Genomic DNA, 22,274 nt, shown 5'->3' with positions numbered 1-22,274 from the left:
TGGTGCAAAGGTGTGGCTTGCGCCGTCTAACGTTTGAGCTGAGAGGGCCGACGCCGGGTAGGCGCTTGGCCCGCGAGGAGCATGATGATAGTGAGCGCCTCGCGGGCCAAGTGCCTAGCCGGTGGAGGTCCGCTCGAGCGAAGGGTTAGGCCTCTGCGTCAGGTACGGGCACCGGGGCCGGATAGTCGTCGGGTTCGATGCGAGACGGGTGCAGGTAGCCGCCTCCCTTGTTTCGGCGAAGGCAGTAGCGCTTCGTTCGCGGAAGGTTTCGGATCAGTTCTGCAAGCCGCTTGCTATGCCCGTTTCCGCAAGCGATAACCACGATGCTCGATGCCGCGAGAACTGCTTGTACGTGTTGTTCGTTGAGCGCGTCCGCTTCACTGTGCCGCACGACCTTGCCAGGATCCGTCGAGTAGTTGGGATAAAGGTTCAGGACGTGATACCCACCCCATCCCCAGTTGATCGCTAGGTTGCCGCACTTGAAGACAGTGGTGTCGTTCCGAAGTTCGTCCGCCTTCGAGGGGTTTGCACAGAGGAATGAGCCTACAGGCTTACTCTGGTCCCAGGTGCGACTAAGGACAAATCGGAAGCTTCCGCAATCGGACTTGATCGCGATTGAACTGACTGTCGCGATGTGCTCGACGGTCTTCATCAGAGGCCTAACGTTTGAGCTGAGGCGCGAGCGCCGGTGTGGCGCTTGGCCCGCTGGACGGATGATGGACCACTCCGGGAAGCGGGCCAAGTGCCATGCCGGTGCGAGTCGGCTCCAGCGAAGGGTTAGGCCTCACTGAGCGGGCGCCGCTGAGGTTGGAAGGCCGAACACTCGATCGAAGGCCCAAGTGAAAGCGATGGCATAGACGAAGAAGAACGCCAGAAGACCAAGGTTCGCCAGGAACGCGCTTAGAGGCGATGTGTTCAGCCATAGCGCCATGACGGGAACCAGGATGACAGTGAGACCACCTTCAAAGCCGACGCCATGAGCGAGGCGCCGAGTGAATGTGCGGCCTCGTACCGCCTGACGCGACTCACAGTACTCGAAGATTGTGTTGAACAAGTAACTCCACCCAAGAGCGATACTGGACAGAACTACCGCGAGACCAAGGGTTGACGCAGGCGGCTCGTCGAAGATGACGCTTAGAACCGGGCCAACGAAGGCAATGGCGAAAACTTCGTAGAGCACGGCTTGAACTACGCGCCGAGTTTTGGGTGTCATGAGAAAGCTCGGATTCGCCAGAGGGGTGAGGTGTCGTGAGGCCTAACGTTTGAGCTGAGGGGCCGGAGCCGGGATGGCCCTTGGCCCGCGAGGCGGAGCATAGACCGGCAGCGCCTCGCGGGCCAAGGGCCATGCCGGTGGAGGTCCCGCTCGAGCGAAGGGTTAGGCCTCACCTTTGCGTACTAGCCACGAGTCGACCAAATGACTGTGCCTACATGCTTTGAACCTGCTTGCAGGTTGCCCTCTCTTTGAGAGTGTCCGAGCCGGAGCAGACGTACGTCTTCCCGCTACATGCAGCAGTCCATGAGGATGTGTACATGTTCAGTTTGTAGTCGGAGATCGAGATATCGCTCGGCTTGCAGCCGATCTCGCTTGACGATGCAGATTGCAGGCTGGCAGTTGACGAAGCGCAGCCAGAAATGAACAGCAATGGCGCCAGAAGAGTAAGCCGACTCATAAAGGCTCCTCCAGAGATGCTCTTGCTCCAACTGTGCGGCACGATGCCGGTGGAGCCGCCGTCAAGTGACTCAAGCCCATCAACAATCAGGATGTCAGGTGGGCGTAGCTTGAGATGCTCAAGATTCGTGAGGCCTAACGTTTGAGCTGAGGCGCGAGCGCCGGTGTGGTGCTTGGCCCGCTGTACGGATGATGGACCACTCTGGTAAGCGGGCCAAGTGCCATGCCGGTGCGAGTCCGCTCGAGCGAAGGGTTAGGGCGCATTCTCTGGCAATGAAGATTGGTGGCTACTCGGCCACCCAGAACTGGATGGCGCCGGTAGGCAACTTGGCGAGTACCTGCTCCAGCCGTTCATGCTGGACATGCTTCCTGAGTGCAGTAGCGACGCTCGAAATAGCGTTGGCCGGCGAGAAGTTGTGAGCCTCACGCAGTGCCTGAACTTCGGCGGTCATTGTCTCGCGGGATGCAAACGGTTGGACTGGTGCAGACGTGTCCCAGTCCTCGACGAAGAGCGCGCGGAGCACGGGAGGAAGCACGTTGGCGAAGGCGAGACCCTCTGCCATAGAGAGACGGCAGCGAAATGTGCGGAAGACGCCCTCGACCATTGTGTAGGCCTGGTTCGTGGTGACGAGGCCGGCAAAGTCGCGTGCGTCGACGAGGAAGGCCTCGAAGTCGAGTGACGCACGCTGATACTCGGATGGAACAGGCATCGGCAGTAACCGGCGGTTCTATGCGCCCTAACGTTTGAGCTGAGCCGCCCGCGGCGGCAGGGCGGCTTGGCCGGGCGGCGGAAAATGAGCGAAGCGTACACCGCCGCTCGGCCAAGGCGGCCTGCCGTTGCGGGTCGGCTCGAGCGAAGGGTTAGGCCCCAACGCGTGCCTATGGCGTGGTGATAGAGAACTTGCCGTTTAGCAGGTTCGCGCCAGTCAGCTTATGCGGCACGGCGTCAAACGCGCCAGTGCCCTTTGCGCCTGCATAGGCGCCCGTACCGGAAAGAACGGTGTACTCCCCATGAGTCGGCTGCCCGGCTCGCTGGTTGCCGGCAAATCGGGCTGTGATAGTCGAGCCGTCTTCGAACTGGTAAGTGCTGTAGCCGAAGAATGGGCCAGTTCCTTTGTTGTAGTCGATGTTGAAAACGAAGTTCTTTGCTGCCACCCGGCCATCCTTGAAGAAGGCCACTCCGGCCATCTTCATAAGGGAGACGTTTTGTCCTTCGATGTTCGCAATCTCGAAGCTCTTGACTTCCACTGGAATAACGACGAGGCGGAATTCAAGGTTGTGCTCGCCGGAGAAAGCCAGTTGGGGCATCAGGCTGATAGCGCTGAGCATCAGCATGGACGGTGCGCGTTTGGACATTGCTCGCTCCTGTGCTTGCCAACGAGGCGATCAAGGCGCAGGTGCCTCGCCTCGGCGCGGCAGCAATTTCCAAGTCTGCTCGTCGATCGAAGCGTATGCCAGCGCCGTGCGTCCATAAACGTAGGGATGACAAGTGGCGGAAGACGAGGCGAGGAACCGATCGTTTGACCCAAAGCAAGCTTCTTGGGGCCTAACGTGATGTAGGGCGCAGCGTAACAAAGCTGACGTGCGCGCGGTGCGGGGAATGCGAACTCCTGATGTTCAGATTTTGACTCGCCAGGGTTGAAGCGGCGAACAAACCTCTGGGCGACTACTTACGGGAAAGTCTGGTCCCCCTACCCGGCTAGGGATTGCCGGCTGTTTCGGGGTCGTCGCAGTCCGCATTCGGTACTGGTGAGGCCTAACGTGATTTCGGCAACTCCATCCCGTTGAGGTCGCTGCCAACAAGCTGAGGCAGGCCGACTTGAGATGGCTTTGGCCGCAATGCGGGTTCAGTCCGGCATGCGCACCCGATTCTTCAGCAGGCGCAAGTTCTTGGCGACGAGGTGGGGAAGCAGCCAGCGGCGCTCCCGCGGCTTCCATTCGGCGCCGCAGGCCAGCAGCAGTTGTCGGGTGCTCTTGTCTGCCGCGGGAATACGAATCGCGATCAGGCTCCGCTGCCGGGATACGATCGGCGTGCTCTCAGCCAGCACCCCTTCAGCCGCTCGTTCACGGCTTCAAAGGGGCGACGGCGTTTGATGTCAAACGGGGCAAGCTCGCAGAAGTGGTTGCGCCGAGCGTAGATGGTCCGCACGCTGACCTTGTTCCTCTTAGTCGCCTCAGCAGCCGACTAGCGGCGGCAGCCGGTCGAACTCATCGTCAGAGCCTGGCTCCCGCTCAAAGCCGCAGCATGTCTTCCCCTGGCCGGCCTGTCCGTAGAGCGCGCGAGGGTGGAGGCAACCCACCGAGTAGCCGCCCGGCCTGTGGATCATGTCGACGTGCGAGCAGCACTCGCAGCGGCGCCAGGCCGGCCGGTTCGGGCGGGCGTGCATCTCGGGTTCCATGTGCCCGAGTCTGGCCCGCGGGAAGCTCACGGCATGAGCTTGCAGAGCCTCGCCAAGCAGCGCTAGGGGTAACTATTGGGGTAACCGCAACAGGCGAACTCAAAAGCACCAAAGATTCATGCGGCCTGGCGCCGAATGTTGGATTGACCCCAGCCCACTTCCGCGCGGCATGCGACCGTCGCGGTCTGACCTGACACGTCCGGCATGACACTGCGCGATGCGGCGCTCAATCGCTGTCGCGCTCGAACTCCCGTGCCAGCACCTGTTCCACCGGCACCGGCGTGAAGCCCGGCAGTCGCTTGACCAGCAACGTCCACACCATCGCATAGGCCAGGGCCAGCGCGAGCATGGCTCCGAACGGCCCGTAGATGTCCTCGGCGTTCATCGTCGGCGGCGTGATGAGCCAGACGGCAGCGACGATGCCCGCCGAGGCCAGCAACTGCGGCAGCGGGAACCACGGCGCGCGGAAGGCGCGCGGCAGGTCGGGTCGGCGCAGACGCAGCACGATGATCGACAGGTTGATGAGCAGGTAGGCCACGCCCCACGAGCACACCGCGGCGAGCACCAGCGGCATGATGCGGTCGAGGTCGCCGCGGATCAGCAGGGTGTGGACGATGGGGATGGCCGCGCTCACGACGATGCCCACCACCGGGCTGCGGTACCTGGGGTGCAGCCTCGCGAACACCGCGGGCAGGGCGCCGTCGCGAGCCATGCCGCGGAAGATGCGCGGCAACGCGGCCATCAGCGTATTGATCGTCGCCGCGCCGGCGAGCAGGAAGGCGATGCCGAGCCATAGTCGCCCGAACGGGCCCATCACCGCCGTCGCGAGCTGTGGGATGGCACCCGGCGTCTCCAGCAGGTGCACCGAGCCGTCGGCCGCCACCGACACGTTGGGCACCTGCCGGGCCATTGCCGTGCCCCACAGCAGCATGCACAGCCACACCAGCATCAGACCGAGCAGCATGGCACGCGGCAGGTTGCGCTGCGCCTGGCGAAGTTCCGGCGCGAGCGGCGTGACGAACTCGATGCCTAGGAACATGAACATCGCCATGCCCACCAGCGACATCACGGCATGGCTGTCGGTACCCACTTGCGAGGCCCCGAACAAGCCCTGGATCTCGGCCTGCGGCTCGCGCAGCAGCGCGCCGACAGCGAAGATCATCAGCGTCAGCCACATGCCGGCCGTCAGCACGATCTCCACCTTGGCGAAGACCGAGATGCCGAACCAGTTCAGCGTGGCGAAGATCAGCACGAGGCCGACCCCGACCGCCCAGGTGGCGTCGTGCGCGACGAGGATCCGATGCAACGCATCGAAGTTCACTGTGGCCATCACGCCGCTGAGGATGGTCTCTGCCGTGCCGGCGAACACGTGCACCAGCAGGTAGGCCGCCAGCGTGCCGGTGATCGCGGCAACGCGGCCGAGCCCGCAGGCGATGTAGTCGTACACCGATCCCGTGGTGGGCATCATCGTGGCGGCCTCGGCGAAGGTCATCGCCTGCATCGCCATCAGAACCAGGGCGATGACCATCGCGACCACGAAGCTGCTGCCGCCGATCGAGAAGCCGGTGGTGGCCGTGAGGATGACCGGGCTGGCCATCACCAGGCCGATGGTCGTGGCCAGCGCGGTGGGCAGGCCCACGACCCCGTTCGCCAGATGCGCGTTCGTGCGCTCGGCGAGATTCAAGACCGGTCCTTCAGGCACGCTGCCCAGGGCCGCCGAGCCGATGCGTGATGGCGGCTGCGGCCTCGCGCACCGCCTGCGCGTCGGGGCCGTTCCAGGCGCTGTTGAAACGATCCTGGTGGTCCAGCGCGGTGATCACGATCGCCGCCGTGCCCTCGTGGTCGAAGGCCGCCGCACTGAAGGCGTTCACACCGGGGATGGGCCGGCCCACCGCCCGCGCCAGGCCATGGCGCCGGTAGTCCTGCTCGATCTGCGCCAGTTCGGCCTCGTGCTCGACCAGACGCCTGGGCGCGAGTTCGCCCAGCGGTCCGGCCACGGCATGCGCGAGCCGCTCGCGCGGCATGGCGGCTGCGAAGGCTCGGCCGGTGGCGGTGTCGAAGGGCGACATCACGCTGCCGACACGGATGGCCACGTGAAGGGGCTGGCGCGCCTCGATCAGCCGCACCACCGTCGGCCCGAAATTGCCCCACACCGCCAGCGCCACCGCATGGCCGGTGCGCGCGGCCAGCTCGCGGGCCACCGGCTCGGCGGCCTGCAGCGGGTCGAACTGGTGCAGGCAGGCCAGGCCGATGCGCAGCGCCGCCGGACCGAGTGCGTAGCGGCCGCTGGCGACGTCCTGCTCGACGAGGCCGAGGCGGCCGTAGCTCACCAGATAGGGGTGGGCGCGCGAAGGCGTCAGCCCGGCGCGCGCGGAGAGATCCTTCAACCCCAGCGGCCCGGGGCTGTCGGCCAGCGCCAGCAACAGGCGGCCACCGACCTCGACGGACTGCACCGCCCGCTGGGCGCGGTCTTCGCCGTTGTCATTGGCGCTCAGGGCCGGGGTGTATGGCATGGCAGAGGGCTTGTTTGCGTATGGCGAACGCATTTGACAGTCTATCCCAGCGTGGGCTATTCTCCGCAAATAAGTTTGCAGATGACAAACTAGCCCACGAACCCGACCCGGAGACCCCCATGAGCAGCAAGGCGTTCGCCAGCCAGGCCGACCTGGAAGAAAAGCAGGTCACCTTCACCAAGCTGTCCGACCATGCCTATGCCTACACCGCCGAAGGCGACCCGAACACCGGCGTGATCGTCGGCGACGATGCGGTGATGGTGCTCGACACCCAGGCCACGCCGGTGATGGCGCAGGACGTGATCCGCCGCATCCGCGAGGTGACCGACAAGCCCATCAGGTACGTCGTGCTCAGCCACTACCACGCGGTGCGCGTGCTCGGCGCCTCCGGCTACCGGCCCGAGCACATCATCGCCAGCCGCGACACCTACGACCTCATCGTCGAGCGCGGCGAGCAGGACAAGGCCAGCGAGATCGGCCGGTTCCCGCGCCTGTTCCGCAACGTCGAGAGCGTGCCGCCGGGCCTGACCTGGCCGACCATCACCTTCAGCGGCCGGATGTCAATCTGGCTGGGCAAGCTGGAGGTGCAGCTGATCCAGCTCGGCCGCGGGCACACCAAGGGCGACACGGTGGCCTGGCTGCCGCAGGAGAAGATCCTGTTCAGCGGCGATCTGGTCGAGTTCGACGCCACGCCCTACGCGGGCGATGCCTACTTCCAGGACTGGCCGGCGACGCTGGACAACATCGCCGCGCTGCAGCCGCGCGCGCTGGTGCCGGGCCGCGGCGCGGCACTGACCTCGCCCGAGCAGGTGGCTGCGGGCCTGGCCGGCACGCGTGCCTTCATCAGCGACGTGTGGGCCAGCGTGAAGGCTGGTGTCGCCGAGGGCAAGGACCTCAACGCCGTCTACAAGGCCACCTACGCCGCGCTCAAGCCCAAGTACGGGCACTGGGTGATCTTCGACCACTGCATGCCCTTTGACGTGACGCGCTGCTTCGACGAGGCCACGCAGTACGCGGACCCACGCATCTGGACGGCCGAACGCGACCGGCAGATGTGGGAAGCACTGGAGAGCTGAGGGCAGGCGTGGCGATGCTGTCGACCTACACCTACCCGAAGTTCGGGTACCGCAGGCCGCCGGAGCTCTCCGGCGCCCCGGCGCGGCGCCGCCCGGTCGTCGTGGTCGGCGCCGGACCGGTGGGCCTGACGGCGGCGATTGACTTCGCCCAGCAGGGCCTGCCGGTGCTGCTGCTTGACGACGATGACACGGTCAGCGTCGGCTCGCGTGGCCTGTGCTATGCCAAGCGCACGCTGGAGATCCTCGACCGTCTGGGCTGTGGCCAGCCCATCGTCGACAAGGGAGTGACCTGGAACGTCGGTCGCACCTTCCTCGAGACGGAGGAGGTGTTCCGCTTCGATCTCGTCGAGGCCGCCGGCCACGAGCGGCCGGGCATGGTCAACCTGCAGCAGTACTACCTCGAGGAGTACCTGGTGAAGCGCGCGCAGGAGCTGCCGGGCATCGAGCTGCGCTGGAAGCACAAGGTGACGAAGGTGGAGCCGCATGCCGCGGGCGCCACGCTGCAGGTGGAGACGGCCGACGGCAGCTTTGCCGTCGAGGCCGACTGGCTGGTGGTGGCCGACGGCGCGCGCAGCCCGATCCGCCGCATGCTCGGCCTGGACGTCGAGGGCAAGGTGTTCCAGGACCGCTTCCTGATCGCCGACGTGGTGATGAAGGCCGACTTCCCGGCCGAGCGCTGGTTCTGGTTCGACCCGCCCTTCCATCGCGGCCAGAGCGTGCTGCTGCACCGCGAAGCCGACAACGTCTGGCGCATCGACTTCCAGCTCGGCTGGCAGGCCGACCCGGAGGAAGAGAAGAAGCCCGAGCGCGTGATCCCGCGCATCAAGGCGATGCTGGGCGACGAGCGCGAATTCGAGCTCGAGTGGGTCAGCGTGTACACCTTCCAGTGCCGGCGCATGGCGAAGTTCCGCCATGGCCGCGTGCTGTTCGCCGGCGACGCCGCGCACCAGGTGTCGCCCTTCGGCGCGCGCGGGGCCAACTCCGGCGTACAGGACGTCGACAACCTCGGCTGGAAGCTCAAGGCAGTGATCGACGGCGTCGCAGCCGACGCACTGCTGGACAGCTACAGCGACGAGCGCGTCTACGCTGCCGACGAGAACATCCGCAACAGCACGCGCTCGACGGACTTCATCACGCCGAAGAGCCGGGTGTCGAGGACCTTCCGCAACGCCGTGCTGGGGCTGGCGCGCCACCACGCCTTCGCGCGTACGCTGGTCAACTCCGGGCGCCTGTCGGTGCCCTGCCTGCTGACAGAGTCGGTGCTGAACACGCCCGACGAGGATCGCTTCGAGGGATGGATGGTGCCTGGCGCCCCGATGGACGACGCGCCAGTGACGGTGGACGGCCGTGCCGGCTGGCTGCTGCGCGAGACAGCCTCGTCGCAGCGCGGGGGCTTCGTGCTGATGGTCTTCGGCAGCACGCTGCCGGTCCTGCCGGCCACGCCGCTGCCGCTGCGCGTGATGCAGGTGTTCGGGCCAGGCCAGGCCGGTGCGGCGGGCGCCTTGTTCGACAGCGACGGCCTGGTGGCGCGGCGTTACGATGGCCGGCCGGGCACGGTCTACCTGCTGCGCCCGGACCAGCACGTCGCGGCACGCTGGCGCAGCTTCGACGCCCCCAAGGTGCAGGCCGCGCTGCGCCGCGCGCTGTGCCTGCAGGAGAGCGCATGAAGCACCTCGACACCCAGCCCCACTTCGGCGTGCCCGGCGAGCGGTCCGTCCGCGCCTTCACGCCGGGCGACGACTTCTACGAGATGCTGATCGAGGCCCATCGCGACCTCGACGACGAGCGCAGCGAGATGCTCAATGCGCGGCTCGTGCTGCTGCTGGCCAACCACATCGGCGACCTGCGCGTGCTGCGCGAGGCCATCGCCGCCGCCCGCGAGGGCGTCTGAGGACCGAACGGAGACCCCCATGAAGATCGAACGCATCCACCACGTCGCCTACCGCTGCAAGGACGCCAAGGAAACCGTCGAGTGGTACGGCAAGATGCTCAACATGGACTTCGTGCTGGCCATCGCCGAGGACCAGGTGCCCTCGACCAAGGAGCCGGACCCGTACATGCACGTCTTCCTCGACGCCGGCGGCGGCAACGTGCTCGCCTTCTTCGAGCTGCCGACCCGGCCGCCGATGGGGCGCGATCCGAACACGCCGGAGTGGGTGCAGCACATCGCCTTCAAGGTGAAGGACCGCGCCGAGCTGCTCGAGTACAAGGCGCACCTGGAGAAGAACGGCGTCAACGTGCTCGGCGTCACCGATCACGGCGCCTTCCACTCGATCTACTTCTTCGATCCGAACGGCCACCGTGTCGAACTGGCCTGTCCGGACCCCGACGAGGAGGCCATGCTCAGACGCATGGACGAGGTGAAGTGGAAGATGCTCGAGGACTGGAGCAAGACCAAGCGCGCGCCCAAGCACGCCGCCTTCTTCCACGAGCGCGAGTTCAAGCAGTGAGCGGGCCGACCGCGCTCGACGAGACGCACGATCCTGCGCTGGCGAGCTGGGTTGTCTCGGCCCAGGCGGAGGACACCGACTTCCCGATCCAGAACCTGCCCTTCGGCCGCTTCCGCCGCGCGGGATCGGCCGAGGCCTGGCGCATCGGCGTGGCGATCGGCGAGCAGATCCTCGACCTGGCCGCAGCAGCCCTTGCGCCGGGTTGGCCGCGCGATGCCCAGGCCTGGCTCGCGCCGCTGGCCGAGGGCGATCTCAATGCATTCATGGCGATCGGCCCGTCCGCGCGCCGTGGCTTGCGCCTCGCGCTGAGCCGGGCGCTGCGCGAGGGCAGCGCGCAGCAGGCGGCGCTGCAGGCCTGCCTCGTCGCGCAGGCGCGGGCGGAGATGGCCGTGCCTTGCCGCATCGGCGACTACACCGACTTCTACACCGGCATCCACCACGCCACGACGGTGGGCAGGCTGTTCCGTCCCGACAATCCGCTGCTGCCGAACTACCAATGGGTGCCGATCGGATACCACGGGCGCAGCTCGTCGATCGTCGTCAGCGGCACGCCGGTGCGGCGCCCGCACGGCCAGCTCAAGGGGCCGGACGACGTCGCACCGCGGCTCGCGCCGACACAGCGACTCGACCACGAACTCGAGCTCGGCGCGTTCATCGGTGCCGGCAACCTTCAGGGCGAGCCCATCGCGATCGACGAGGCGGAAGCGCATCTCTTCGGTCTGGTGCTGCTCAACGACTGGTCGGCGAGGGACCTCCAGGCCTGGGAATACCAGCCGCTCGGGCCCTTCCTGTCGAAGAACTTCGCCAGCACGGTCTCCCCCTGGATCGTCACGATGGAGGCGCTGGCGCCGTTCCGCGCGCCCTTCGTGCGCCCGGCGGCCGACCCGGCACCGCTGAAGTACTTGGACGGCGCCGCGAACCGCGACTTCGGCCAGCTCGATCTCGTCATCGAGGCCTGGCTGCAGACGGCGACGATGCGTGCCGAAAGCCAGCCGGCGGTGTGCCTGTCACAGGGCAACGTGCGCGAGGCAGCCTACTGGACGCTGGCGCAACTGGTCACGCACCACACGGTGAATGGCTGCAACCTGCAAAGCGGTGACCTGCTCGGCAGCGGCACGTTGTCGGGCCCGCGGCCCGAGCAGGCCGGCTCGCTGCTCGAACTCTCGATGGGCGGCAGGAATCCGTTGACCCTGCCCAACGGTGAAGCGCGAAGCTTCCTGCAGGACGGCGACACGCTGACGCTTCGCGCCTGGGCCGAACGCCCCGGCGCGCGGCGTATCGGCTTCGGGGAGTGCTCGGGAACGGTGCTGCCCGCCAGGTGACTCAGACCGCCACCGGCGCCTTGATCGCTGCGTGGTGCTGGTACTCCAGCACCTCGAAGTCCTCGTAGGCGTAGTCGAAGATCGACGGCGGACGGCGCTTGATCTTCAGCACCGGGTAGGGAAGGGGCGTGCGCGAGAGTTGCAGCTCGACCTGCTCGAAGTGGTTGCTGTAGATGTGGCAATCGCCGCCTGTCCAGATGAAGTCGCCGACCTCGAGGTCGCATTGCTGCGCCAGCATGTGCGTCAGCAGCGCATAGCTGGCGATGTTGAAGGGCACGCCGAGGAAGATGTCGGCGCTGCGCTGGTAGAGCTGGCAGGACAGGCGGCCACGAGCCGCAGGCGAATCACCGGGCGCCACGTAGAACTGGAAGAACGCGTGGCAAGGCATCAGCGCCATCTTCGGCAGGTCGGCCACATTCCATGCGCTGACGATGATGCGGCGCGAGTCGGGATTGCTCCTGAGCTGCTTGACGACTTCGGCGATCTGGTCGACGTGGCCGCCGTCGGGCGTCGGCCAGGAGCGCCACTGCACCCCGTAGACCGGCCCGAGGTCGCCGTCGGGCTTGGCCCACTCGTCCCAGATCGTGACGCCTCGCTCCTGCAGCCACTTCGCGTTGCCGTCGCCGCGCAGGAACCACAGCAGCTCCAGGACGATGGACTTCAGGTGCACCTTCTTGGTGGTGACCAGTGGAAAGCCCTCGCGCAGGTCGAAGCGCATCTGGTGGCCGAACACGCTTCTCGTGCCGGTGCCCGTGCGGTCGGACTTCATGACGCCCTGTGTGTACACATGGCGCATGAAGTCTTCGTACTGCGAGCGGGCCGGGCGGGGCGAGGCGGTGTTCTGCATCGCCCGGATTCTAGGAGGCCTCAGCCCTGCGGCGCCGGCTCGCGAAGGAAGATCTCCACGCGGCGGTTCTGCGCCCGGCCGGCATCGGTGCTGTTGTCGGCCACCGGCTCGCGCGAGCCGCGACCTTCGGTCTCGACGCGCGCCGGCGCCACACCGCGGCCGGCGAGATAGTCGCGCACGCTCTGCGCGCGGTCGACCGACAGCGGGTTGTTGATCGCGTCGCTGCCGGTGCTGTCGGTGTGGCCGACGATGCGCACGCGCATCGACGGGTCCAGCCCCTGCGCGAACTGGTCGAGCACCGGGCGCATCTGCGGCTTGATCGCCGCGCGGCCGACGTCGAAGGAGAAGTCGCTCGGCACGTTGACGCGCAATTCGTTCTGCGCGGTGCGTTCCACGCCGATGCCGGTGCCCTGCGTGGCCTGTTCCATCGCCGCGCGCTTCTCTTCCATGCGCTTGGACCACAGGTTGCCCGCCACCGCGCCGACGGCGCCGCCGACCACCGCGCCGGTGCCGGCCTTGCCGCCGGTGGCCGAGCTCAGCACGCCGCCGACCACGGCGCCGATCGCCGCGCCGGTGGCGGTGCCCTTCTGGCGCTCGCTCATGTTCTCGCAACCGGCGAGCAGCACTGCCACAGCGACCAGGCTGAGCGTGAGAGTGGGGATTCGTTTCGTCTTCATCGTTGACTCCTCTGGATCGGCAAGGGCGCGCAGGGCGCCGGCGCGATTCGACCACAGGAATGCCCGCAGGTTCGCTCCGACGCGCAGTTGAACGTGAGTTTCTGTTTCAAGTTTGATCCTGGTCGAACTGCAACGCGGCCAGCCGCGCGTACAGCCCACCGGCCTCGGCGAGCTGCGCATGCGTGCCGCTCTCGACGATGCGCCCGGCCTCCATCACCACGATGCGGTCGGCGCGCTGCACGGTGGCCAGACGGTGCGCGATGACCAGCGTGGTGCGGTCCTTCATCGCCGACTCGAGCGCCGCCTGCACCATGCGCTCGCTCTCCGCGTCGAGCGCGCTGGTGGCCTCGTCGAGCAGCAGCAGCGGCGGGTTCTTCAGCATGGCCCGCGCAATGCTGATGCGCTGCTTCTGGCCGCCCGACAGGCGCACGCCGCGCTCGCCGAGGAAGGTGCGGTAGCCCTCGGGCAGGGCACTGATGAAGTCGTGCGCGAAGGCCGCCTTCGCCGCGGCCACGACCTCCTCGTCGCTTGCCTCGGGCCGGCCGTAGCGGATGTTCTCCAGCGCATTGGCGGAGAAGATCACGCTGTCCTGCGGCACGATGCCGATGCGCTGACGCAGCGTCTGCAGCGAAACCTCGCGCAGCGGCACGCCGTCGATCTCGAGGCGACCCTCGCCGGCGTCGTAGAAGCGCAGCAGCAGCTGGAACACCGTGCTCTTGCCCGCCCCGCTGGGGCCGACCAGCGCCACCGTCTCGCCAGGGCGCACCTCGAGGTCGAAGTGTGCGAGCGCCGCATGCCGGGGTCGCGACGGGTAGCGGAAGGTGACGTTCTTCAGCGCCAGCGCCGAGCCGCCCTGCGCGGCCGGCAAGGGGCGCGGCTGCGCCGGCGACGCGATCGTCGAGCTGGAGGCAAGCAGTTCCATCAGCCGCTCGGTGGCGCCGGCGGCGCGCAGCAGGTCGCCGTAGACCTCGGAGAGCACGGCCACCGAGCCGACCAGGATGGTCACGTAGACCACCGTCTGCGCCAGGTGGCCGGCGCTCATCTGCCCGGCCAGCACCGCCTGCGTGCCCTGGTACAGGCCCCACAGCAGCGCGCCGAAGGTGGCGGTGATGATGAAGGCGACGAGGAAGGAGCGCACTCGCGTGCGGCGGCGCGCGGTCTCGAAGGCGCTCTCGGTGGCCGCGTCGAAGCGGATCGCCTCGCGCGACTCCTGCACGTAGCTCTGCACCACGGGGATCGCGTTGAGCACCTCGGCGGCGATGGCGCTGGAGTCGGCCACGCGGTCCTGGCTGGCGCGGCTGAGCTTGCGCACCCGGCGACCGAGCCAGATGCTCGGCAGCACCACCAGCACCAGCGTGCCCAGCACCTGCGACATCACGTAGGGGTTGGTGACGATCAGCATGGCCATCGCGCCGATGCCCATCACCGTGTTGCGCAGGCCCATGCTCAGGCTGGAGCCGACCACTGTCTGCACCAGCGTGGTGTCGGTGGTCAGGCGCGACAGCACCTCGCCGGTCTGCGTGGTCTCGAAGAACTCCGGGCTCTGCCTGAGCACGTGGGCGTAGACGGCATTGCGCAGATCGGCGGTGACGCGCTCGCCCAGCCAGGTGACCATGTAGAAGCGTGCCGCCGAGAAGGTCCCCAGTGCGGCGCCGACGCCGAACAGCGCGAAGAAGTGGCCGCGCAAGGCCATGATGCGTTCGCCGGGGTCGGCGGCGACCAGGCCCTGGTCGATCAACGATTTCAACGCGAGCGGCAACGCCAGCGTGGCGAGTGCCGCGAGCACGAGGAACAGCCCGGCCAGCGCGATGTGGCCACGGTAGGGGCGCAGGAAGGGCAGCAGGCCGGACAGCGAACGCACCCGCCTCGACGCGGGGGGCGCGTCGGGGGTGGCGGCGGCGGTCGGGGCGACGGTGTCGGAGGCAGGCATGCGGCGAGTCTAGGCGACCCGCCGCAAGCTCACAGGTTGTTGGCGAGCAGCCGCCTGACGAAGGCGTCCTTGAAGCTGTGCGTCTCCGCCAGCCCCAGCCGCTCGAGGTAGGGCAGCGGCGCTTCCTTGCCCTCCCACAGGCTCCTGATCGCCATCGTCAGCAACTCGCCCGGGTGCTGGGTGGCGTGCTTGAGCCGCTTCAGTGCGCGCACGATGTGCAGTTCGTCGTCGGTGAGGTCGGTGCCGAAAGGGAAGTCGGGCAACAGCCCGGCCTGCGCCCAGGGGTGCAGCTTGTCCTCCAGCGCCTGCGGCAGGTTGTGGCGGTAGCGTTCGGGCAGCTCGTAGTGCGCCTCCAGCTTGCCATGGGCCTTGGCCTGCCTGATCAATTCGTCCTGGAAGCGCGAGTCGGCCACCGCGATGAGCCGCTTCACCACCTCGCTGTCGGCCTGGCCGCGCAGATCGGCGACGCCATACTCGGTGATGACGATGTCGCGCAGGTGGCGCGGGATGGTCACGTGGCCGTAGTTCCAGACGATGCTGCTCTTCAGGCCGTCATGGTTGTCGTGCGTGGCGCGCAGCATCATCAGCAGGCGTGCGTCGGGCAGCGCGTGCGCCATCGCGACGAAGTTGTACTGGCCCCCCACGCCGCTGACCACCTGCCCGGACTCCAGCGCGTCGCTGCAGGCGGCGCCGAGCAGCGTGACGATCATCGTCGTGTTGATGAAGCGTGCCTTGCGTCGCTGCGCGCGCTTGAGGTCGCCCTGGTCGCCATGCTCCGAGTAGAGCTGGTTGATGAAGTCGATGCGCGTCATGTCGATCTTCGCCAGCTCTTGCGGCGGCATGGTGCGCAGACGCTCGTAGAAGTCGCGGGGCCCCAGGAAGAAGCCGCCGGTCATGAAGATGCCGTGGGCGAGGCGGCTGCCCAGCAGGGCCTCGCCGATGCGTGCGAGGTTGGCGGCGTCGACGAGGTCGTTGCGCAGGCGAACGCCGTCGAGCACCAGTTCATCGCCGTCGATCGCCACGCCTTGGCGCAGCACCCCCCAGTGGATGAGGAAGGCGAGGTCCTGCGCCGACAGCGGCGAGCGGATGCGTCCGCGGCGCAGCAGCGCCGTCAGCGCGGCAGGGGTGACGACCTCGTCGATCACCCCCTCGTTCAGCAACTGCTGCAGCACCGCATCGCCGAACACCTCGCGACGGATGATGCCGGCCTCGATCAGCTTGAGGAAGCCGTTGACGAACATCTCCGAGCAGCCGTACAGGCCCTGGTCGAAGCGGCCGAGTTCGCGACCGGCGATGCCGTCGGGGCTGATCGACTCGAGGATGCGGCGGAACTCGTCGCCGTGCCGGTCGCGCACGATCAGCGCCTGCGCGATCGCGTCGCCCAGCGAGCCGATGCCGATCTGCAGCGTGCCGCCGTCGGCCACCAGGCTGGCGGCGTGCAGGCCGATCGCATAGTCGGCCGTGCCGACCTTGTTGTTCGGCGGTGCGAACACCGCGTGCGTACCGGCCGGGTCGGTGACGACGACGTCGAAGAAGTCGGGCGACACCTCGGCGCCGTTGGGCATGAAGGGCATCTCGCGGTTGATCACGCCCACCGTCAGCAGCGGCTGGCCGGCGGCACGCAGCTTCTCCACCACCTCGAAGCTCACCTCGGGGTTGCTCGACAGCGACAGCCGCATCGTCTCGCCTTCGCCGCGCGCGGCCACCGCCTGCGCGATCACGTTCATGCCTTGCAGCGCCATGTCGCGCGCCACGAAGGTGTAGTTTGTGGAGATGTAGTTCTGCTGCGCCGCCGGATTGCCGAGGTAGTCGCCGGTCTTCATGAAGAACTCGCGCACCTCGATGTTCGGCGGCAGCGTGCCGGCGCGCAGGTCCTTCACGTAGGCGAGGTCGGGATAGTCCTCGAACACGCGCTCCACCAGCGGCGCGAGGAAGTGCCGCTCCAGTTCGCTCTTGCCGACCGGCTTCTCGAGCGACAGCGCGGTGACGATGCGCAGCCGCCGTGCCGGGTTGGCCTTGATGCGCCGGTACAGCGCATTGACGAAGGGGTTGGGCTTGCCCACCGCCAGCGGGATGCCCAGCACGATGTCCCCGGCCACGGTGTCGAGCAGGTGGTCGACCGCCGCTTCGATGGAATCGATGAACAGGGCCCGTGGCATGCATGTCTCCCGTCTTGATCTGCCGAGCGGTCAGTGTGCATGCAGGACGGTCGCCATCGCTTGACGCAATTCAAGCGCCTCGCCTACAGGCGCAACCGCGCGGCGTAGCCGGTCATCTCCAGGTAGCCCAGGCCGATGCGCTGGCCGCGCTCGTCGAGCAGTTCGGACAGGCCCTCCCAATAGATCGCGCCGGTGCTGGCGCGGCTGTCGAGTTCCTGGTCGGGCAGCAGGGCGCGCACCCGGTGCATGCCGGCAGGCGTGGAAACGCGCCATTCGATCGGGTAGGTCGCTCGCGAGGCCGGGCTCGTCCATGTCGCGTCCTGCTCGAAGCGCACCTCGCGCGGCGCGAAGGCGCGCACGGCGCCGCCGGGCTTGCGCAGGCTGCCGCCGGCCCACAGCGCGCCGCCGCCGCCGTGCCGCACGCGGAATGCGGTGAGTGCGCTGCCGTCGTGCAGGTTCATGCCGATCCAGTCCCAGCCGACCGCTTCGGCGTCGAGGATCGCCTCGCTCCATTCGTGGTCCAGCCAGGCGCGTCCCTGCACGGCCATCGCGCGGCCGTCGCGCGTCAGCGTACCGCGCACGACGAGCTGCGGCTGGCTGTAGTAGTGGCTCGCCTGCTCGGGACGCGGGCCCTTGCGCGAGAAGCCGGCATCGCCCTGCAGCAGCACGGGCTGGGTGGCGGCCATCTCGAAATCGAAAGCAATGCCGGCGGCATCGCTGGCCAGCTGCGCGCGGTAGAGGCTCGCGTCGGCCGGTCCGCTGCGCTCGAAGCGCCAGCCGCGCAGTGCCACGCGGGTGTCGTGCTCGTCGGTGGCCACGTCGAAGCCGGCGCGGGCGATGCGCTGGTCATGGCGCAGCCGCTGCGCGGCCAGGTCGGTCAGCGCCGCATGGGCGAAGACCAGCTGCCGCGCGGCGAAGCGGCTCGGGTGATCGGCCGCCACCTCGGTGCGCGAGCGGAAGAAGGTCACTTGAAAGCCGAATCGCGGCTCGCGCTCGCCGGGCGCCGCCAGCCAGCCGGTGGCGTACCACCACTCGGTGCGCGCGTCGGGGTGCGCGCCGAAGTCGCGCGGGAAGGCCAGGGCGCGGCCAGCCTGCACCGGTGCTGCGCGGCCCGCCAGCGGCGCGGCTGCCAGTGCCAGCAGCAGCGGGCGGCGGCGCATCACCAATCCTCCTTGACCGCCAGCGCCGCCTGCCGGCCGCCGGCCGCGCGCCCGGCCCACCACGCCGTCGCCGTGCCGGCGGCGGCCATTGCCGCGGCGAGCAGCGCCAAGCGTCCCCAGGGCAGCAGCAGTTCCATCGTCCAGTGGAAGCTCTGCGGGTTGACCACGTGCACCAGCACCGCGCTGACGGTGACGCCCAGCAGCAGGCCGAGCGCCACGCCGGCGAGGCTCCACACCGCGCCTTCGCCGGCGACCACGGCCAGCACCTGCGCGCGCGTCAGCCCGAGGTGGGCGAGCAGGCCGAACTCGCGCCGGCGCGCCAGCACCTGCGCCGAGAAGCTCGCCGCGATGCCGGCCAGACCGATGGCGATGGCCACCGCCTGCAGCCAGTAGGTCACCGCGAAGCTGCGGTCGAAGATGCGCAGCGACTGCGCGCGGATCTCGGCGGCGGATGCGAACTCGAGCGAGGCCTCCGGTCCGGCGAGCGCGCGGATGCGCGAGGGCAGTTGCGCGCTGTCGGCGCCGGGCGCAAGCCACAGTGCGAGGTCGTTGATGCGCGAGTCGCCGGTCAGGCGTCGGTAGTCGGCGTCGGCCATCGTCACTGCGCCATGCTGGCGCGCGTAGTCGCGCCACACGCCGCGCACGAAGGCGCGCTCGCGCCGGCCATCCGGCAGCGGCAGGTCGAAGCTTTCGCCTGCGCGCAGGCCGTAGAGGCTGGCCAGCGGCTCGCTCGCATAGACCGGGAGCAGGCCGGGCGGCGCCTGCAGCAGCTCGCCGAGCAGCGGCAGGCGCTGGGCCGGGTCGTCCAGCGGCCGCGCGATCAGCGCCACCGCCGGGCGTCTTGCGTCGAGCTGCACGCTCGCCACGCGCTGGCCCTCGACGCGCGCCACGCCCGGCAGCGCGCGCACCTGCGCGACCAGCGTGTCGCTGACGAACACGGTGTCGGCACCGCCACCCGGTGCGGAGCGCGCATACAGGTCGGCCGGCAGCACGCTGTCGAGCCAGTGGGTCACGGCCTCGCGGAAGCTCGTCACCATCACCGTCAGCGCCACCGCGAGCGCCAGGCTGGCCACGACGCCGGCCACTGCGATGGTGGCGCTGTCGCGCTCGTGCCGTGCGCGTTGCACCGCGAGCAGCGCGAGCGCGTGGCGTGGCGGCTTCGTCCACTTCAGCAGCAGGCCGACCATGACCGGCACGCAGGCGATGCCACCGATCAGCAAGCAGGCCACCGACGCGTAGGCGGCCAGCGGGATCTCGAACAGCGGCGGCGCCTGCGTCAGCGCGGCGCCCAGCGCCAGCAGCAGCGGCCCGACCCAGGCTGCGCCGCGGTGCGCCGCGCCGTCGCCCAGGCCCTTCAAGGCCTGCGCGGGCGCCAGGCGTTGCGCGCGGCGTGCCGGCAGCCAGCCACCGGCCAGGGCGACGAGCACGCCCAGCGCGCCGTAGACGAGCGCAGCGCCGGCGCCGAACTGCAGACGCGGCGTCACGCCGGGGAAGTAGGCGCCGCCGAGGTCGCCCGACAGCAGCCGCAGTGCCAGTGCCGCCAGCGCGGTGCCGAGCGCAAGGCCGAGCGCGCTGCCGGCTGCGCCGATCAGCGCCGACTCGGCCAGCACCCAGGCCAGCCGCTCGCGTGCGGAAAGGCCCAGCACCCCGAGCAGCGCGAGCTGCGGCAGCCGCCGTGCCACCGACAGCGAGAGGATGGAGAACACCAGGAATGCACCGGTGAACAGCGCCACCAGCGCCAGCACGGTGAGGTTGACACGGTAGGCGCGGGACACGTTGGACACGCGCTGCGCCGACTCGTCCGGCGCCGCGGCGCGCACGCCGTCAGGCAACTGCAGGTCGCGCAGCAGCGCCTCGCGGTCTGTGCCGGGGACGAGCCGCAGGTCGATGCGGCTGACGCGGCCCAGCCAGCCGAACGCCGCCTGGGCGCCGGCGATGTCGATCACCGCCAGCGGCGGGCCGTCGGCCAGCACGCTGCCGCGCACCTCGAAGCGCACCGTGCCGCTGCCGGCGCGCAGGCGCAGCGAAGCGGGTTCGCCGAGCCGCCGAGCCGCCGCGGCGTTGAGGAAGGCCGCGCCGGGGTCGATGACGGCCAGCCGCGGCGCGTCCTGCGCCGGGCGCGGCAGCAGCGCAGGCATCAGAGGCCCGGCCACCAGTGCGTCCAGACCGACCACGCGCAGCGGCAGGCTGCTGCCGTCGGCCGCCAGGGCCTGGGTGTCGAGCTCGATCACCGCGCTGGCTAGCGCGACGCCCGGCTGCGCGGCGACGCGCGCGAACAGCGCCTCGTCGAAGCCATCGCGCTGCGCGCGCAGCTCGAAGTCGGGCTGGCCGTTGACCTGCCGCACCGCGGCGCTGAACTCGCCGAGCGCCGACTCGTTGATCAGGTGCACCGAGAAGGCCAGCGCCACGCCCAGCGCGACGGCCAGCACGGCCACCGCGTGGCGCAGCGGCTGGTGCAGAAGCTGCGGCCACGACACCTGGCGCAGCAGGGCGGGCAACGCGGACGGGGGGGGCGAGGGCAGCGCGGCGGCGTTCACCGCGCCGATTCTCGCAACAAGGCGTCGACCCTCAGGCCGGCACGGCGTAGTCGCGTTCGCTCATCAGGTCCACGCCGCAGGGCAGGGCCTCGATCCAGGCGATGAACTCCTGCACCGCCGCGCCCTTCATCGGCGCACCGTGCTGCGGCACGATCATGTCGATCGGCAGGCGCCGGGCCATCTGCGCCCACAGGCGCAGGATCTTGTTCGCCACCATGTAGCGGCGGTGGAAGGCCTCCATGCGCGGGACATGACCGGCCAGCGAGGTCACCGGCTGCTTCGCTGCGTCGCCGGAGATGATCGAGGCGCCGAGGTCGCCGGAGAAGAGGATGCGACTGGTCGGATCGTAGAACTGGAAATTGCCCTCGGAGTGCATGAAGTGCGCGGGAAGCGCGACGATCTCGCTGCGCCCGACCATGATGCGCGCCCCGGCGTCGGGGATGCCGATGACGCGGCCGGTGGTCTTGCCCGGCTTGCAGAAGTGCGGCACGAAGCGCTCCCAGATGCGCGAGATGTAGACCTTGGCGCTGCCGGTGGCGGTCATCCAGCGGTCGAGCGAGGCGATGATGTCCGGGTCGGCGTGCGAAGCGAGGATGGCCGAGAGCTGATGCGGCGGGAAGAAGCGCGTCATCGCGAGGTAGAGGTCGCCGTAGGCGAGGTTGCCGCCCGGGTCGATGATCGCTCCGGTGTCACCGTCGACGATGAGGAACTGGTTGGACTGCACCACGTCGCCCCCCTCTTCGCACAGGTCGGTGAACATCAGGCACTGGTGGCCCTTCTGGTTGTACAGCTCGACAGGCATCGCGCCCCCCTCCGTTTGGCAGGCGCGAAGTGTCGTGGCACGCTGGCGCCGAAAGATTGACGTGTCACAAGTTGCGCGGCGCTCGCGCGGCGAACAGGCCGTCGGGGCGCAACTCCATCACACGATCCGCGCGTGCGGCGGCGGCGTGCGAATGGGTCACCAGCAGGCAGGCCGTGCCGTGCGCACGCGACCGATGCACCAGCACCTCCATGACGCGCTCGGCGTTGCCGGCGTCGAGGTTGCCGGTGGGCTCGTCGGCGAGCAGCAGTTTCGGGCCGTGCACGAGTGCGCGGGCGATCGCCACCCGCTGCAGCTGGCCGCCGGAGAGTGTCTGCGGCAGCCGCGGGCCGAAGCCGGCCAGGCCCACTTCGTCGAGCGCGCGCTCGACCCGCGCGTCCTCGGCGCGATGCAGCAGCAGCAGCGGCAGGGCCACGTTCTGCGCCACCGTCAGGTGCGGCAGGACGTGGAAGGCCTGGAAGACGAAGCCGAGATCGCGCCGGCGCAGCATCGCCTGATCCGGCTCGCTCATCGTCGTCACCTCGCGGCCGTCGAGGCAAACGCTGCCGGCGTCCAGCCTGTCCAGCCCGGCGATGCCATTGAGCAGCGTCGACTTGCCCACGCCCGACTCGCCGACCACGGCGACGAACTCGCCGGCGCGCAGATCGAGGTCGACACCGCTGAACACCGGCGTGCTGCCATAGCGCTTGGCGAGGCCCTGCAGCCGCAGCATTGC

Annotated in this window: 20 protein-coding genes; 5 read left to right on the top strand and 15 right to left on the bottom strand. The window is 68.6% G+C overall.

All coding sequences use genetic code 11. The features are described from left to right. Window positions 1-145: 145 nt before the first annotated feature. The 7 genes from Q0599_RS15455 to Q0599_RS15425 form a co-directional block, all read right to left on the bottom strand. Entirely contained in the window at window positions 146-652 is a 507-nt protein-coding gene (locus Q0599_RS15455) for a DUF1643 domain-containing protein (RefSeq protein ID WP_298831070.1), read from the bottom strand. A 132-nt stretch (window positions 653-784) separates the two neighbouring features. After that, window positions 785-1,213, bottom strand: a complete 429-nt coding sequence (locus tag Q0599_RS15450; protein WP_298831067.1) for a PACE efflux transporter — start codon at window positions 1,211-1,213, stop codon at window positions 785-787. Window positions 1,214-1,956: 743 nt separating this feature from the next. After that, window positions 1,957-2,379, bottom strand: coding sequence for a DUF2267 domain-containing protein (locus Q0599_RS15445; protein WP_298831065.1), 423 nt, complete (start codon window positions 2,377-2,379; stop codon window positions 1,957-1,959). A gap of 169 nt (window positions 2,380-2,548) precedes the next feature. Continuing rightward, window positions 2,549-3,025, bottom strand: coding sequence for a hypothetical protein (locus tag Q0599_RS15440; protein WP_298831063.1), 477 nt, complete (start codon window positions 3,023-3,025; stop codon window positions 2,549-2,551). Window positions 3,026-3,516: 491 nt separating this feature from the next. Beyond that, window positions 3,517-3,717: a hypothetical protein gene (locus tag Q0599_RS15435; protein ID WP_298831061.1), complete on the bottom strand. Its 201-nt coding sequence runs from the start codon at window positions 3,715-3,717 to the stop codon at window positions 3,517-3,519. A 577-nt stretch (window positions 3,718-4,294) separates the two neighbouring features. Continuing rightward, on the bottom strand, window positions 4,295-5,752 hold the full coding sequence (locus Q0599_RS15430; RefSeq protein WP_298831058.1) for an APC family permease: 1,458 nt from the start codon (window positions 5,750-5,752) through the stop codon (window positions 4,295-4,297). Between the two features lie 10 nt (window positions 5,753-5,762). Next, window positions 5,763-6,581, bottom strand: coding sequence for an IclR family transcriptional regulator (locus Q0599_RS15425; protein WP_298831055.1), 819 nt, complete (start codon window positions 6,579-6,581; stop codon window positions 5,763-5,765). Window positions 6,582-6,700: 119 nt separating this feature from the next. Here Q0599_RS15425 and Q0599_RS15420 point away from each other — a divergent pair, with 119 nt between their 5' ends. Genes Q0599_RS15420 through fahA form a run of 5 tightly spaced genes read left to right on the top strand, consistent with a single transcriptional unit; the run spans window position 6,701 to window position 11,429 of the window. Then, entirely contained in the window at window positions 6,701-7,657 is a 957-nt protein-coding gene (locus Q0599_RS15420) for an MBL fold metallo-hydrolase (RefSeq protein WP_298831053.1), read from the top strand. Window positions 7,658-7,671: 14 nt separating this feature from the next. After that, a complete protein-coding gene (locus tag Q0599_RS15415) occupies window positions 7,672-9,324 on the top strand; it encodes an FAD-dependent oxidoreductase (RefSeq protein ID WP_298832718.1) in 1,653 nt (550 codons plus the stop codon). Beyond that, window positions 9,321-9,548 (top strand): DUF2783 domain-containing protein, encoded by a 228-nt coding sequence (locus Q0599_RS15410; protein ID WP_298831050.1) that lies wholly within the window; start codon window positions 9,321-9,323, stop codon window positions 9,546-9,548. The genes Q0599_RS15415 and Q0599_RS15410 overlap by 4 nt, the downstream gene beginning before the upstream one ends. A 19-nt stretch (window positions 9,549-9,567) precedes the next feature. Further along, window positions 9,568-10,107: a VOC family protein gene (locus Q0599_RS15405; RefSeq protein ID WP_298831047.1), complete on the top strand. Its 540-nt coding sequence runs from the start codon at window positions 9,568-9,570 to the stop codon at window positions 10,105-10,107. Continuing rightward, the gene (fahA, locus tag Q0599_RS15400) at window positions 10,104-11,429 is read left to right on the top strand and encodes a fumarylacetoacetase (RefSeq protein ID WP_298831044.1); all 1,326 of its coding nucleotides are present in this window, start codon (window positions 10,104-10,106) and stop codon (window positions 11,427-11,429) included. The genes Q0599_RS15405 and fahA overlap by 4 nt, the downstream gene beginning before the upstream one ends. 1 nt (window position 11,430) lies before the next feature. On the opposite strand, the gene Q0599_RS15395 is transcribed toward fahA, so the two are convergent. The 8 genes from Q0599_RS15395 to Q0599_RS15360 all read right to left on the bottom strand — a co-directional run bounded on the left by Q0599_RS15395 (window position 11,431) and on the right by Q0599_RS15360 (window position 22,271). Further along, window positions 11,431-12,276: a thymidylate synthase gene (locus Q0599_RS15395; protein WP_298831041.1), complete on the bottom strand. Its 846-nt coding sequence runs from the start codon at window positions 12,274-12,276 to the stop codon at window positions 11,431-11,433. A 20-nt stretch (window positions 12,277-12,296) separates the two neighbouring features. Further along, window positions 12,297-12,953: an OmpA family protein gene (locus Q0599_RS15390; protein WP_298831038.1), complete on the bottom strand. Its 657-nt coding sequence runs from the start codon at window positions 12,951-12,953 to the stop codon at window positions 12,297-12,299. Between the two features lie 106 nt (window positions 12,954-13,059). Continuing rightward, window positions 13,060-14,883, bottom strand: a complete 1,824-nt coding sequence (locus Q0599_RS15385) for an ABC transporter transmembrane domain-containing protein (protein WP_298831035.1) — start codon at window positions 14,881-14,883, stop codon at window positions 13,060-13,062. Between the two features lie 29 nt (window positions 14,884-14,912). Continuing rightward, complete coding sequence (locus Q0599_RS15380; RefSeq protein WP_298831032.1) at window positions 14,913-17,042, bottom strand: acetyl-CoA hydrolase/transferase C-terminal domain-containing protein; 2,130 nt, start codon at window positions 17,040-17,042, stop codon at window positions 14,913-14,915. Between the two features lie 83 nt (window positions 17,043-17,125). Then, entirely contained in the window at window positions 17,126-18,202 is a 1,077-nt protein-coding gene (locus tag Q0599_RS15375) for a carotenoid 1,2-hydratase (protein WP_298831030.1), read from the bottom strand. Then, window positions 18,202-20,700 (bottom strand): ABC transporter permease, encoded by a 2,499-nt coding sequence (locus Q0599_RS15370; RefSeq protein ID WP_298832714.1) that lies wholly within the window; start codon window positions 20,698-20,700, stop codon window positions 18,202-18,204. The genes Q0599_RS15375 and Q0599_RS15370 overlap by 1 nt, the downstream gene beginning before the upstream one ends. Before the next feature lie 70 nt (window positions 20,701-20,770). Continuing rightward, complete coding sequence (locus tag Q0599_RS15365) at window positions 20,771-21,541, bottom strand: MBL fold metallo-hydrolase (RefSeq protein WP_298831028.1); 771 nt, start codon at window positions 21,539-21,541, stop codon at window positions 20,771-20,773. 64 nt (window positions 21,542-21,605) lie between these two features. Then, entirely contained in the window at window positions 21,606-22,271 is a 666-nt protein-coding gene (locus tag Q0599_RS15360) for an ABC transporter ATP-binding protein (protein WP_298831024.1), read from the bottom strand. Window positions 22,272-22,274: the final 3 nt, after the last annotated feature.

It is taken from the genome of uncultured Piscinibacter sp., from assembly GCF_937952055.1.
In the GTDB taxonomy this organism is placed as follows: domain Bacteria; phylum Pseudomonadota; class Gammaproteobacteria; order Burkholderiales; family Burkholderiaceae_C; genus Piscinibacter.
Note: the sequence above shows the minus strand (reverse complement) of the source record. Positions and strands in the feature narration are given on the sequence as shown.